This window comes from Streptomyces sp. WZ-12 (genome assembly GCF_028898845.1).
Classification (GTDB): Bacteria; Actinomycetota; Actinomycetes; order Streptomycetales; family Streptomycetaceae; genus Streptomyces.
In genome coordinates this window covers 6636321-6649777 of record NZ_CP118574.1, presented here as the reverse complement: position 1 = coordinate 6649777, position 13457 = coordinate 6636321, and the positions used below count along the sequence as shown (strand labels likewise).

General features: G+C 71.0%; 16 protein-coding genes. 3 read left to right on the top strand and 13 right to left on the bottom strand.

Annotated features, from left to right (window positions below; translation table 11 throughout):
- From PV796_RS28725 to PV796_RS28680, 10 genes are all read right to left on the bottom strand, one after another.
- The gene (locus PV796_RS28725; protein ID WP_274916320.1) at positions 1-648 is read right to left on the bottom strand and encodes a TetR/AcrR family transcriptional regulator; all 648 of its coding nucleotides are present in this window, start codon (positions 646-648) and stop codon (positions 1-3) included.
- Complete coding sequence (locus tag PV796_RS28720; RefSeq protein WP_274916318.1) at positions 648-968, bottom strand: DMT family transporter; 321 nt, start codon at positions 966-968, stop codon at positions 648-650. Before PV796_RS28720 ends, PV796_RS28725 begins: the two co-directional genes overlap by 1 nt.
- Before the next feature lie 147 nt (positions 969-1115).
- Positions 1116-1451 (bottom strand): metal-sulfur cluster assembly factor, encoded by a 336-nt coding sequence (locus PV796_RS28715; RefSeq protein WP_086718002.1) that lies wholly within the window; start codon positions 1449-1451, stop codon positions 1116-1118.
- Positions 1448-1906, bottom strand: a complete 459-nt coding sequence (gene sufU / locus PV796_RS28710; RefSeq protein WP_274916316.1) for a Fe-S cluster assembly sulfur transfer protein SufU — start codon at positions 1904-1906, stop codon at positions 1448-1450. The genes PV796_RS28715 and sufU overlap by 4 nt, the downstream gene beginning before the upstream one ends.
- A 53-nt stretch (positions 1907-1959) precedes the next feature.
- On the bottom strand, positions 1960-3216 hold the full coding sequence (locus PV796_RS28705; protein ID WP_274916315.1) for a cysteine desulfurase: 1257 nt from the start codon (positions 3214-3216) through the stop codon (positions 1960-1962).
- Positions 3213-3977: a Fe-S cluster assembly ATPase SufC gene (gene sufC / locus PV796_RS28700; RefSeq protein ID WP_274916314.1), complete on the bottom strand. Its 765-nt coding sequence runs from the start codon at positions 3975-3977 to the stop codon at positions 3213-3215. The genes PV796_RS28705 and sufC overlap by 4 nt, the downstream gene beginning before the upstream one ends.
- A 7-nt stretch (positions 3978-3984) precedes the next feature.
- Entirely contained in the window at positions 3985-4302 is a 318-nt protein-coding gene (locus tag PV796_RS28695; RefSeq protein WP_066973495.1) for a non-heme iron oxygenase ferredoxin subunit, read from the bottom strand.
- Entirely contained in the window at positions 4299-5483 is a 1185-nt protein-coding gene (gene sufD / locus PV796_RS28690) for a Fe-S cluster assembly protein SufD (protein ID WP_274916312.1), read from the bottom strand. Before sufD ends, PV796_RS28695 begins: the two co-directional genes overlap by 4 nt.
- Before the next feature lie 60 nt (positions 5484-5543).
- Positions 5544-6965 (bottom strand): Fe-S cluster assembly protein SufB, encoded by a 1422-nt coding sequence (gene sufB, locus PV796_RS28685; RefSeq protein ID WP_274916311.1) that lies wholly within the window; start codon positions 6963-6965, stop codon positions 5544-5546.
- Positions 6962-7780, bottom strand: a complete 819-nt coding sequence (locus PV796_RS28680) for a helix-turn-helix transcriptional regulator (protein ID WP_274916310.1) — start codon at positions 7778-7780, stop codon at positions 6962-6964. Before PV796_RS28680 ends, sufB begins: the two co-directional genes overlap by 4 nt.
- Positions 7781-7982: 202 nt before the next feature.
- Here PV796_RS28680 and PV796_RS28675 point away from each other — a divergent pair, with 202 nt between their 5' ends.
- From PV796_RS28675 to PV796_RS28665, 3 genes are all read left to right on the top strand, one after another.
- Positions 7983-8945: an ABC transporter ATP-binding protein gene (locus PV796_RS28675; protein ID WP_274916309.1), complete on the top strand. Its 963-nt coding sequence runs from the start codon at positions 7983-7985 to the stop codon at positions 8943-8945.
- A complete protein-coding gene (locus PV796_RS28670) occupies positions 8942-9736 on the top strand; it encodes an ABC transporter permease (RefSeq protein WP_274916308.1) in 795 nt (264 codons plus the stop codon). The genes PV796_RS28675 and PV796_RS28670 overlap by 4 nt, the downstream gene beginning before the upstream one ends.
- 138 nt (positions 9737-9874) lie before the next feature.
- Complete coding sequence (locus tag PV796_RS28665; RefSeq protein WP_274916307.1) at positions 9875-10876, top strand: COX15/CtaA family protein; 1002 nt, start codon at positions 9875-9877, stop codon at positions 10874-10876.
- Here the strand turns inward: PV796_RS28665 and PV796_RS28660 are convergent.
- From PV796_RS28660 to PV796_RS28650, 3 genes are all read right to left on the bottom strand, one after another.
- Positions 10852-11898 carry an amidohydrolase gene (locus PV796_RS28660; RefSeq protein WP_274916306.1) on the bottom strand — a complete coding sequence of 349 codons (1047 nt, stop codon included), beginning with the start codon at positions 11896-11898 and terminating at the stop codon, positions 10852-10854. The genes PV796_RS28665 and PV796_RS28660 overlap by 25 nt on opposite strands.
- Positions 11899-12033: 135 nt before the next feature.
- Positions 12034-12420, bottom strand: a complete 387-nt coding sequence (locus PV796_RS28655; RefSeq protein WP_274916305.1) for a hypothetical protein — start codon at positions 12418-12420, stop codon at positions 12034-12036.
- Positions 12421-12491: 71 nt separating this feature from the next.
- Positions 12492-13442 carry a heme o synthase gene (locus PV796_RS28650; RefSeq protein WP_274916304.1) on the bottom strand — a complete coding sequence of 317 codons (951 nt, stop codon included), beginning with the start codon at positions 13440-13442 and terminating at the stop codon, positions 12492-12494.
- Positions 13443-13457: the final 15 nt, after the last annotated feature.

Below are 13457 nucleotides of genomic sequence, written 5' to 3'. Positions count from 1 at the left end.
CTAACCGGAGCCCGCCCGCCGAGGCGAACCGGTCCCATGCGTCGGTCCCGGGGCGCCCGACCGCCCGCCCCCGGACGCCGGCCCGGCAGCCGCCACCGGCCCGCTCGCGGCGCCCATCACGCCCGCCAACCCCTCGCGCACGGTGGCGACTTGGAAGGGCTGGCCGGTGAGCAGGTGTTGGAGCAGCAGCCCGTCGGTGAAGGCCACCACCGCCCGGGCGGTGGCCGTGTCGCCGAGCCGCCGGCCGAGCAGCGCCACCATCTCGTCCAGGCACTCGGCGGCCATCGGCCGGACCGCCTCGTGGCGCAGCGCGGCCAGATACAGCTCGTACTCCAGCTCCACCCGCGCCCGGTCCCCGGCGAGGGTGTCGGCGACCAGCCGGGCCACCTCGTCGGCGAGCGGGACGGTCAGGTCGAGCCCCTCCACCCAGCGGGCGAAGTCCGCCAGCCACCAGCCGTTGGCCTGTCGCAACGCGGCGACCAGCAGGTCGTCGAGGGAGGCGAAGTGGTACGTGGTCGAGCCCAGCGGGACGTCCGCGGCGGCGGCCACCGCGCGGTGGCTGAGCCCCGCGATGCCGCGCTCGCCGACCACCTCGATGGCCGCGTCGATGATCCGCTGCCGCCGGTCCGGGTCATAGCGCCGGGCCATCAGTGCGCCCCTCCGAGGTTGAGCACCACGACCCCGGCGATGACCAGCAGCACCCCAAGGACCTTCACCGGGCTGGTGCTCTCGCCCAGGAGCACCATGCCGATCGCGGCGATGATCGCGGTGCCCACCCCGGCCCAGATCGCATAGGCGGTCCCCATGCTCATCGTCTTGAGCGTCTGGGCGAGCAGGGCGAAGGCGAGTACGTATCCGAGCGCGGTGCCGAGGGAGGGCCACAGCTTGCTGAAGCCCTCGCTGTACTTCATCGATGTGGTCGCGAGGATCTCGGAGAGGATCGCGCCGGCGAGCGTCACATAGGCCATGCGTACGAGCGTACACAACGTTGCGTACGGGCGTACACAATGACGAGGAGAGCGGCGCCCGCGATATGCGGAAACGGCCGTGCCCGCCGGGAGAACCGGCGGGCACGGCCGTGGCACCGAGAGCGGCGCGGGGCCGCTCGGGGTGTGTCAGACGTTGAAGCCGAGCGCGCGAAGCTGCTCGCGCCCGTCGTCGGTGATCTTGTCCGGGCCCCACGGCGGCATCCAGACCCAGTTGATCTTCAGCTCGTTGACGATCCCGTCCGTGGCGGACTTCGCCTGGTCCTCGATGACGTCGGTCAGCGGGCAGGCCGCCGAGGTCAGCGTCATGTCGATGGTGGCGATGTTGGCATCGTCGACGTGGATGCCGTAGATCAGCCCGAGGTTGACGACGTCGATGCCCAGCTCGGGGTCGACGACGTCGTACAGCGCCTCGCGGACCTCCTCCTCGGAGGCCGGCTTGGTGGTGGTCGGGGTGTCGGTCATGCGGTCTTCGCCTCCTGGGAAAGGGCCTTGGCCGTGGCGTCCTTCCAGGCCATCCAGCTCAGCAGGGCGCACTTCACGCGCGCCGGGTACTTCGAGACGCCGGCGAACGCGACCGCGTCCTCCAGCACCTCCTCCATGGCGTCGTCCGGCTCCACCTGGCCCTTGGACTGCATCAGCTCCAAGAAGGTCTCCTGGATCCGCTGCGCCTCGCCGAGCTCCTTGCCGACCAGGAGGTCGTTGAGCACCGACGCACTGGCCTGGCTGATCGAGCAGCCCTGCCCCTCGTAGGACACGTCCGCGATCGTGGTGCCGTCGTACTTGACGCGCAGCGTGATCTCGTCGCCGCACGTGGGGTTGACGTGGTGCACCTCGGCGTCGCCGTCCCGGAGCCCGCGCCCGTGGGGGTGCTTGTAGTGGTCCAGGATGACGTCCTGGTACATGGAATCCAGCTTCACGACTTAAGTCAGTCCTCGTCCTCGTCCGCTGTGTCTGGTCACCGCGGTACTCATCAACCGAAGAAGTTGCGGACGTGTTCCAGGCCCTCGACCAGGGCGTCGACCTCGGCCGGGGTGGAGTACAGGTAGAACGACGCCCGCGTGGTCGCGGGAATCCCGTAGCGCAGGCAGACCGGGCGCGCGCAGTGGTGGCCCACCCGGACGGCGATGCCCTGCTCGTCCAGCACCTGGCCGACGTCGTGCGGGTGGATGTCGCCGAGCGTGAAGGAGATCGTCGCCCCGCGGTCCTCGGCCGTGCTCGGGCCGATGATCCTCAGGTCGGGGACCTCCAGCAGCCGCTGGACGGCGTACTCGGTGATCACGTGCTCGTGGCGCGCGATGTTCTCCATGCCGATCGAGGAGAGGTAGTCCACCGCGGCGCCGAGGCCGACGGCCTGGGCGATCGGGGGCGTACCGGCCTCGAACTTGTGCGGCGCCGGGGCGTAGGTGGAGGAGTGCATCGAGACGGTCTCGATCATCTCGCCGCCACCGAGGAACGGCGGGAGGTCCTCCAGCAGTTCCTGGCGGCCCCACAGCACGCCGATGCCGGTCGGGCCGCACATCTTGTGGCCGGTGAAGGCCACGAAGTCGGCCTGCAGCGCCTGGACGTCCAGGACCATGTGCGGCGCGGCCTGCGAGGCGTCGACGACCACCAGCGCGCCGACTTCCTGGGCGCGCCGGACGATCGCCTCGACCGGGTTGACTGTGCCCAGGAGGTTGGACACCAGGGTGAAGGAGACGACCTTGGTGCGGTCGGTGATGACCTCGTTGATGTTGGTGAGGTCCAGCCGGCCGTCGTCGGTGAGGCCGAACCACTTCAGCTTCGCGCCGGTGCGCTGCGAGAGCAGCTGCCACGGGACGATGTTGGAGTGGTGCTCCATCTCCGTGATGACGATCTCGGTGTCGCGGTCCACGCGGTAGGGCTCGTCGGCCCAACCCAGCATGTTGGCAACGAGGTTGAGCGACTCCGAGGCGTTCTTGGTGAAGATCACCTCGTCGCGGCTCGGCGCGTTGACGAAGGCGGCGACCTTGTCGCGGGCGCCTTCGTACAGCGCCGTGGCCTCCTCGGCGAGCACATGCACGCCGCGGTGGACGTTGGCGTTGTGGCGTTCGTAGTAGGCGCTCAAGGCGTCGAGGACCTGGCGCGGCTTCTGGGACGTCGCCGCGTTGTCCAGGTACACGATCTTCTTGCCGTCGTGGACCAGGCGGTCCAGGAGGGGGAAGTCCTTGCGGATCGCCTCGGTGTCGAGGAGGCCCGGCAGCAGTGTCACGCGGTCGTACCACCCTTCACGTAAGCCTCGTAGCCCTCGGCCTCCAGCTTGTCCGCCAGCTCCGGGCCGCCGGACTCGGCGATCCGACCGTTGGCGAAGACGTGGACGTGGTCGGGCTTGATGTAGCGCAGGATGCGCGTGTAGTGGGTGATGAGCAGGGTGCCCACCTGGCCGGTCTCGCGGACGCGGTTGACGCCCTCGGAGACGACCCGCAGCGCGTCGACGTCGAGGCCGGAGTCGGTCTCGTCGAGGATCGCGATGGCCGGCTTCAGCAGCTCAAGCTGGAGGATCTCGTGGCGCTTCTTCTCACCGCCGGAGAAGCCCTCGTTGACGTTGCGCTCGGCGAACGCCGGGTCCATCTGGAGGCGCTCCATGGCCTCCTTGACCTCCTTGACCCAGGTGCGGAGCTTGGGGGCCTCGCCGCGGATCGCGGTGGCGGAGGTGCGCAGGAAGTTGGAGACCGAGACGCCGGGGACCTCGACCGGGTACTGCATGGCGAGGAAGACGCCGGCCCGGGCGCGCTCGTCGACGGACATCTCAAGGACGTCCTCGCCGTCGAGGGTGACGGTGCCGCCGGTGATCGTGTACTTGGGGTGACCCGCGAGGGAGTAGGCGAGCGTCGACTTGCCGGAGCCGTTGGGGCCCATGATGGCGTGCGTCTCGCCCTGCTTCACGGTCAGGTCGACGCCCTTCAGGATCTCGCGCGGGCCGTTCTCGGCCTCGACGGAGACGTGCAGGTCGTGGATCTCAAGCGTTGCCATGGGTGACTCAGGACTCCTGGGTGACGGAGACGAGCACGTCGTCCCCTTCGATCTTTACGGGGTATACGGGGACGGGGCGCGTCGCGGGAAGACCGGACGGCTTGCCGGTGCGCAGGTCGAAGCTGGAGCCGTGCAGCCAGCACTCGATCGAGCAGTCCTCGACCTCGCCCTCGGAGAGCGAGACGTTGGCGTGCGAGCAGATGTCGTTGATCGCGAACACCTCGCCCTCGGTGCGCACGAGCGAGACCGGCGTGCCGTCGATCTCCACCCGCTTCGGGGTGTCCTCGGCCAGCTCGCTCAGTGCGGCCACACGTACGTAACTCATGCCGCTGCCGCTTCCAACTCGGCCTCGACCTTGCTCATCAGGCGCTCCTCGACGTCCGGGAGGCCGATCTGCTGGACCAGCTCGGCGAAGAAGCCGCGCACGACCAGGCGACGGGCCTCGTCGGCCGGGATGCCGCGGGCCATCAGGTAGAAGAGCTGCTCGTCGTCGAACCGGCCGGTCGCCGAGGCGTGGCCGGCGCCGACGATCTCGCCGGTCTCGATCTCCAGGTTGGGCACCGAGTCCACCCGCGCGCCGTCGGTGAGGACGAGGTTGCGGTTGAGCTCGTAGGTGTCGGTGCCGGTGGCGGCCGCCTGGATCAGGACGTCGCCGATCCAGACCGCGTGCGCGTCCTGGCCCTGCAGCGCGCCCTTGTAGGTCACGTGGGAGCGGCAGTTGGGGGTGTCGTGGTCGACGAAGAGGCGGTGCTCCTGGTGCTGGCCGGCCTCGGTGAAGTACAGGCCGTAGAGCTCGGCCTCGCCGCCGGGGCCGGCGTAGTCGATCCGCGGGTGCAGGCGGACCAGGTCGCCGCCGAAGGTGACGACCACGGACTTGAAGCTGGCGTCCCGGCCGACCAGGGCGTTGTGCTGGCCGCAGTGGACGGCGTCGTCGTCCCAGTCCTGGACGGAGACCACGGTCAGCTTGGCGCCGTCGCCGAGGAGGTAGTCGACGTTGGCGGCGAGCACGCCGGAGCCGGTGTGGTCGATGACCACGACGGCCTCGGCGAACGCGCCCAGCTCGATGACCTGGTGGCCGAAGGCGGTGCCGCCCTCGCCGTGCACCTTGATCCGGATCGGCTCGCCGAGCACCGTCTCCTTGGCGACGGAGATCACCGACGCCTTCTCGAAGGAGCTGTACGCCTGGGCGGCGACCCGGTCCACCGGCTTGCCGGCCTTGCCGACCCGCGGGTCGGCGCGGTCGACGAGCTCGTGGGTGACGCCCTCGGGCGCGGTGATGTCCACCTTCAGGTCGGGGCCGCCGGCCTCGGCCGTGCCGTCGTGCAGGCCCTTGAGGCGGGCCAGCGGCGTGAACCGCCACTCCTCCTCGCGACCGTGCGGCACCGGGAAGTCCGCCACGTCGTAGGACGGCGGGGCACTCATCCGGGTGGCGACGGTGGACTCCGCGGCCACCGCGACGGAACCGGCGGTCGTGGACCCCAGCGGGATGTTCTGAGCCTCAGCCATGGCTGTCGTCTAGCTCGCTTTCTGCGTTCTTGAGAGTCAGTCGCTGCGTGCGGCCGCCGGTCAGCCGACCGCGCCTTCCATCTGCAGCTCGATCAGCCGGTTGAGCTCCAGCGCGTACTCCATCGGCAACTCGCGGGCGATCGGCTCGACGAAGCCGCGCACGATCATCGCCATCGCCTCGTCCTCGGACAGGCCGCGCGCCATCAGGTAGAAGAGCTGGTCCTCGCTGACCTTGGAGACCGTCGCCTCGTGGCCCATGGACACGTCGTCCTCGCGGACGTCCACGTAGGGGTAGGTGTCGGAGCGGGAGATGGTGTCCACCAGCAGTGCGTCGCACAGCACGTTGGACTTGGAGCCCGCGGCGCCCTCGCCGATCTCGACCAGACCGCGGTAGGAGGTCCGACCGCCGCCCCGCGCCACCGACTTGGAGACGATGTTGGAGGAGGTGTTCGGCGCCATGTGGACCATCTTGGAGCCGGCGTCCTGGTGCTGGCCCTCGCCGGCGAAGGCGATGGAGAGGGTCTCGCCCTTGGCGTGCTCGCCCATGAGGTAGACCGCGGGGTACTTCATGGTGACCTTGGAGCCGAGGTTGCCGTCGACCCACTCCATGGTCGCGCCCTCGTAGGCCACGGCCCGCTTGGTGACCAGGTTGTAGACGTTGTTCGACCAGTTCTGGATGGTCGTGTAGCGGCAGCGGCCGCCCTTCTTGACGATGATCTCGACGACCGCGGAGTGCAGCGAGTCCGACTTGTAGATCGGCGCGGTGCAACCCTCGACGTAGTGGACGTAGGCGTCCTCGTCGACGATGATCAGCGTCCGCTCGAACTGGCCCATGTTCTCGGTGTTGATCCGGAAGTAGGCCTGGAGCGGGATGTCCACCTGGACGCCCTTGGGCACGTAGATGAACGAACCGCCGGACCAGACCGCGGTGTTCAACGACGCGAACTTGTTGTCACCGACGGGGATGACCGTGCCGAAGTACTCCTGGAAGAGCTCCGGGTGCTCCTTGAGCGCGGTGTCGGTGTCCAGGAAGATGACGCCCTGCTTCTCCAGGTCCTCGCGGATCTGGTGGTACACCACCTCGGACTCGTACTGCGCGGCGACACCGGCGACCAGGCGCTGCTTCTCCGCCTCGGGGATGCCCAGCTTGTCGTAGGTGTTCTTGATGTCCTCGGGCAGGTCCTCCCAGGAGGCGGCCTGCTGCTCGGTGGAGCGGACGAAGTACTTGATGTTGTCGAAGTCGATGCCCGACAGGTCGGAGCCCCAGGTCGGCATGGGCTTCTTGTCGAACAGCTTCAGCCCCTTGAGCCGCAGCTTGAGCATCCACTCCGGCTCGTTCTTCTTCCCCGAGATGTCGCGGACGACGTCCTCGGAAAGACCGCGCTTCGCCGAAGCGCCGGCCGCGTCGGAGTCGGCCCAGCCGTATTCGTACTTGCCCAGTCCCTCAAGCTCAGGGTGAGCAGTCTCCGTGGGGAGCGTCATGCGGGGTTCCTCCCGGCCGTGCTTGCAGATGCTGTGGTGGTCTGTGTGGTGCGCTCACCGCTGCGGTGAGCCGCCTTGCCGGCGCCGGCCTTCGGGACGAAGGTCGTGCACACCCCGTCGCCGTGGGCGATGGTGGCGAGGCGCTGTACGTGGGTCCCGAGCAAACGGGAGAAGACCTCGGTCTCCGCCTCGCAGAACTGCGGGTACTGCTCGGCGACGTGGACGACCGGGCAGTGGTGCTGGCAGAGCTGTTCACCGAACTGGGGATTGGGCGCACTGCGCGCCGTAGCAGCGTACCCGTCGGCGGTCAATGCCTTCGCGAGGGCCCGGGTGCGGGCCTCGGGCTCGGCGCTCTCGACCGCCTCGCGGTACCCCTCGGCCTGGGCGGCCAGCCGCGCGCGGGCGAACGCGGCGACCGCCGCCTCGCCCTTGGCGCCGCCGCCCGCGCTCTGCGCGATCCAGCGCAGCGCATCGGCGGCGAGGTCGTCGTAGGACTGGTCGAAGGCGTCCCGGCCGCAGTCGGTCAGGGCGAACGCCCTGGCCGGGCGGCCACGGCCGCGAGCACCGTAGACCCGCTTCTCGCGGGGCTCCACGACACCCTCGGCGGCCAGTGCGTCCAGATGACGGCGGACGGCGGCCTGGGTCAGCTCCAGGCGGAGGGCCAGCTCGGCCGCGGTGGACGGACCGTGGTCGAGGATGGAGCGGGCGACGCGGTTGCGCGTGCCGCGCTGCTCGTCGTGCGCGGGCGCGGACGGAACCGGGCCGGCGCCCTGCCGGGCGGCTGGCCTCTTCCGGTCCTCGCTCGCGTTTTTCACAACGCCATTGTTGCGTAATTCGTCAAACCGATTCAAGCCTGTACGGCGTCACCGACCGGTGGCCTCCATCACTAAGGGTTACCTAATTCCGGGGGTGCCCGTCACGCTCCGGAACCAACGCCCGTCCCGCCTGCGGAAAGCCGTCGAACCGGGCCTCGGCCCCCGCTCCCGGTGCCCCGCCCCGCTCCGTAGACTGCCCGGCATGCCCAGCACCTCCCCCGGGGGCGACGCCCGCCCCTCCGGCCGCGAACCCGCCGTCGAGGTCGTCGGCCTGGTCAAGCGGTACGGGACGAAGACCGCCGTGAACGGGCTCGACCTCACCGTCGCGCGCGGCACCGTGACCGCCGTCCTCGGCCCCAACGGCGCCGGCAAGACCACCACGATCGAGACCTGCGAAGGCTACCGCCGGCCGGACGCCGGCACGGTCCGCGTCCTCGGGCTGGATCCGGTCGCCGACGCCGCCGCGCTGCGCCCCAGGATCGGCGTGATGCTCCAGTCCGGCGGCGTCTACGCCAGCGCCCGCGCCGAGGAGATGCTGCGGCACACCGCCACCCTGCACGCCCACCCGCTCGATGTGCGGCTGCTCATCGACCGGCTGGGGCTGGGCAGTTGCGGGCGCACGCCCTACCGACGGCTCTCCGGCGGTCAGCAGCAGCGCCTGGCGCTGGCCATGGCCGTGGTCGGCCGCCCCGAGCTGGTCTTCCTCGACGAGCCGACCGCCGGCCTCGACCCGCAGGCCCGCCGCGCCACCTGGGACCTCGTCCGGGAACTGCGCGCGGACGGCGTCGGCGTGGTGCTGACCACCCACTTCATGGACGAGGCCGAGCAGCTCGCCGACGACGTCGCGATCGTCGACGGCGGCCGGGTCGTCACCCAGGGCAGCCCGGAGGAGCTGTGCAAGGGCGGCGCGGAGAACAGCCTGCGCTTCAGCGGCCGTCCCGGTCTGGACGTCGCCTCGCTCCTCAAGGCGCTGCCCGCCGAGTGCGTCGCCGCCGAACTGACCGCCGGCACCTACCGCGTCCAGGGCCGGATCGATCCACAGTTGCTGGCCACCGTGGCCTCGTGGTGTGCCCAGAACGGGGTGATGCCCGACGCGATAGCCGTCGAGCGGCACACCCTGGAGGACGTCTTCTTGGAACTGACCGGCAAGGAGCTGCGCGCATGACCGCCGTCGAGACCGGTGCCGGCGCCGCGACCGGCACGTTCGCCCCGCGCCCGGGGGCGGCCCCGCTGCCCCGGATGATCCGCGCGCAGGCCACGCTGGAGACCACGATGCTGCTGCGCAACGGCGAGCAGCTCCTGCTGACGGTCATCATCCCGACGCTGCTGCTGGTGCTGTTCTCCGCCGTCCGCATCATCGACACCGGCGCCGGGAAGTCGGTGGACTTCCTCGCCCCGGGCGTCCTCGGACTCGCCGTGCTCTCCACGGCGTTCACCGGACAGGCCATCGCCACCGGCTTCGAGCGGCGCTACGGCGTGCTCAAGCGGCTGGCCGCCTCGCCGCTGCCGCGCTGGGGGCTGATGACCGCGAAGACCTGCGCGGTGCTGGTCACCGAGGTCCTCCAGGTCGCGCTGCTGACCGGGGTCGCCCTCGCGCTGGGCTGGTCCCCACAGGGCAACCCGCTCTCCGTGGCCCTGCTGCTCCTGCTGGGCACCGCCGCCTTCTCCGGCCTGGGGCTGCTGATGGCCGGCACCCTCAAGGCCGAGGCCACGCTCGCCGCCGCCAACCTCGTCTTCCTACTGCTGCTCGTCGGCGGCGGGGTGATCGTCCCGCTCACGAAGTTCCCCGAAGCGGCCCAGCAGGTGCTCCAGTTCCTGCCGATCTCCGCGCTCTCGGACGGCCTGCGGGAGGTCCTCCAGCACGGCGCCGGGCTGCCCTGGGGCGACGTCGGAATCCTGGCGGTCTGGGCGGTCGTCGGCCTGGGCGCCGCGGCGAAGTTCTTCCGCTGGGAGTGACCGCGGGTCAACGCCGGACATCGGCCGCGGACCGGACCTCGTGCGGCTTCCCTCGGGGCCAGCCCCGAACCCCCAGCCGGAAACACGAACCGGGACCCTCGTGAAAACGCGCACAAGCCGCCGCCTACGATGACTCCCGTGCCGAACACGCTGAATCCCTTTGAGCTGATCGCCCGCCGCTGGCAGCCCTCCGCGCGCTTCGTCGAGCGGGCGGCGCTCGCCACCGTCGTGATGGCGGTGGTCATCGTCGTCACCGGCGGCGCGGTCCGGCTGACCGAGTCCGGCCTGGGCTGCTCGACGTGGCCCCAGTGCACCCCGGACAGCCTCACCCCGACCGCCGAGATGGGCATCCACGGCCTCATCGAGTTCGGCAACCGTCTGCTGACCTACGTGCTGTGCGCGTTCATCGGGCTGTTCATCGTGGCGGCCCGGGCCCGCGCGCCGCGCCGCCGCTCGCTCACCCGCCTCGGCTGGGCGCAGTTCTGGATCGTGATGGGCAACGCGGTCTGGGGCGGCATCGTCGTGCTGACCGGCCTCAACCCGTACCTGGTCGCCGCGCACTTCCTGCTCACCACCGCCCTGCTGACGGTCGCCGTGCTGAGCTGGCGGCGCGCCAAGGAGGGCGACGAGGAGCCGCGCGACACGGTCGCCCGACCGGTCCGGCAGTTGGCCTGGCTGCTGACGGCGGCCACCGCCGCGCTCACCCTCATCGGCACGGTCGTCACCGGCTCGGGACCGCACGCGGGCGATGCGCACAAGGTCCACCGCATCCCGCTGGACTGGCAGGAGATCACCCAACTCCACGTCGACTTCGTCTACATCGTGGTCGGGCTGAGCGTGGCCCTGTGGTTCGCGCTGCGCGCGGTCAAGGCCCCGGTCGCCCCGCGCCGGGCGGTGCTGGCGCTCTTCGGCTGCCTCGCCTCCCAGGGCGTCATCGGCTACGTCCAGTACTTCATGGGCCTGCCGGAGATCGTCGTCGGCCTCCACATGATGGGCTCGACCCTGGTGTGGATCGCCGTGCTGTGCATCGCCCTGTCGCTGCGCGACCGCGGCCCGCTCCAGGTGGGGAACCCCGCCGTGCCGGCCGCCGACGAGACCCCCGAGGCGCCCGACGCTCAGGTGGTCGCCGCCAGCCGGTAGACCCGGCGCGCCGTCCCGGAACCGACCAGTTCGGTGATCCGCCGCCCGTCCGCGGCGCCGCACAGCCCCTCGGCGGTCCACTCCCCCACGACGCGTTCCATGGCCCGGGCGAAGAGCCGGGCGGCGATGACGTAGAGCTCGGGCAGCCCGCGGGCGCCCGAGGAGAACAGCAGCTTGCCGAACGGCGCCCGGCCCAGGGCCTCTTCGGGGTGCGGGCCGGTGTCCGCGTAGACGTGGGCGTGCACGGCGGCGAGTTGCGCGGCCCGCCCGTGGTGCGGGGGCCCGGGCAGCAGGACGAGGTCGGAGCCGAGGCCGGCGGTGGCCCGCAGGAAGCCGGCGAGCGGCCGCGGATCGGGGCAGTGGAGCTGCACCGGCAGCCCGGTCGCCACCGCGCTCCACAGTAAGTGCCGGACGAGCGCGGGCTCGGCGAGCGGCTCCCCGGGGCGCCGGCCGCGCAGCCAACGGTCCGCGGCGCGTCGCACCTCGGCGGCTTCCGGGGCCCGCCCCTCGCAGTAGGTGGCGCCGGAGGCGAAGGCGGTGGCGTGCTGGCCGGCCGCGTACAGCGCCTCGGCGGTGTAGCCGAGGAACGCGTCGACGCTGCCGGAGGTGTCGGCGACCTGCTCGGCGAGCGGTTCGAGCCGGACGACCTCGTGGGCGTGGGCCTCGGCGGCGGCCGCGAGTTCGGTGGCCGAGGTCAGTCCGCCGGGACTGCCGGCCGCCACCAGGAACGTGCCGATGCCGGCGCCGCGCAACAGCATCCGCCCCGCGCGGAAGGCGCCCAGCTCACGCCGGCGGGCCAGATAGCGCACCGGCGGGCAGTGCGGCTCCAGGCCGAGCAGCGGGGGACACCAGCGGCGTATCGCGAGGCCGGCGCGGGTGTCGAAGAACGTGGTGCCCGCAGGCGCCGCCGGGCCCTGCGCGCCGACCGCGTCGGCCAGATGTGCCTCGAAGGAGCCGAGTCCCAGTTCGCCGTGGACGGCACCGTGGCTGAACTGGTCGATGAGCGGGGGGAGTCTGTCCATCCGCCGCTCCTCGCCGTCAGCCCGCCGTGCGTCGCCGGTGCACCGCGCCCGGTGAGCTTAACGGGCGAGCGGGTGGTGAGGTAGCGGGCCGGGCGCCCCGGCGCACGGCCAACGGGGCGCCCGGCCCGGGGAGTTTCAGGGGTTGGACGGCCCGCCGAGCTGGATGCCGGCCATCCGGGACCACTCGTAGCGCCCGGTGCGGACCTTCGCGGCCAACTCGCCGTCGAAGTCGTCCTGGAGGGAGAGACCGGCCTGCTCGGCGGCCTTCTGGGCCGCGGGGTAGCTGTCGGCGACCAGATTGCCCCACCCACCGTTGGCGCCGACCAGAGCGATCCGGGTGCGGCCGCGGCCGATGTGGGCGAGCTGGCCCTCGGCGCTGCCGCCGTGCGCGCTCGCGAAGGCACGGATCTGCTTGGCGAGTCGGGCCGCCTGCTTCTCGGCCCGCCTCTCCGCCGGGGTCGCGGTGGCCGGGCCGCCCGCCGCCTGCTCGTCCGCCTGCTGGGTGTCTGCCATGGTCAGCATGCTACCGACCGGTACGGCCTTTGGGGAGGTGATCCCCCACACCCCTCAGGCCGGCCGGCCCGGCGGGGGAATCAGCGCAGGAACGGGTCCACCGCGACGGCCACGAACAGCAGCGACACATAGGTGATGGACCAGTGGAAGAGCCGCATCTCCTTGAGCTTGGGCCCGGTGATGCCGGCCTTGGCGCGGGATTGGAGGGCGTGCGCCTCGCGCAGCCAGAAGGCGCCGCAGGCGACCGCGACCGCGGTGTAGAACCAGCCGGTGTAGCCCAGCGGCTGGAGCAGCAGCGAGACCGCGACCATCACCCAGCTGTAGGCGACGATCTGCCGGGCCACGACCTTGTTGCCCGCGACGGCCGGCAGCATCGGCACGCCGACCCGCTTGTAGTCGTCGGTGACCTTCATCGACAGCGGCCAGTAATGCGGCGGCGTCCAGAAGAAGATGACGAGGAAGAGGACCAGCGAGGCCCAGGAGACGGAGTTGGTCACCGAGGACCAGCCGATGAAGACGGGCATGCAGCCCGCGATGCCGCCCCAGACGATGTTCTGCGACGTGCGCCGCTTGAGGATCATCGTGTAGACGACGACGTAGAAGAAGATCGCCCCGAGCGACAGCATCGCCGACAGCGGGTTGACGAGGTACCAGAACAGGGCGGTGGAGCCGACCGTGAGGACGGACGCGAAGACCAGGCACTCGCGCGGCGAGACCATGCCCGTCACCAGCGGACGCTGGGAGGTGCGGTCCATCAACGCGTCGATGTCGCGGTCGAGGTACATGTTGTACGCCGCGGCGCCGCCGGCGGAGAGGTAACCGCCGACGCAGGTGGCCAGCACCAGCCACAGGTCCGGCACCCCGCCGGCCGCCAGGAACATCACCGGCACCGTCGTCATCAACAGCAGTTCGATGACTCGTGGCTTGGTCAGCGCGATGAACGCCTTGACCCGGGCCCCGAACGGCCGGTTACCGGGACTCCCGGGGACCTGAGAGAGCCCCCCCGCAGGACGGGTTTCGACGGCCGTCACGCACACCCCTGGAAG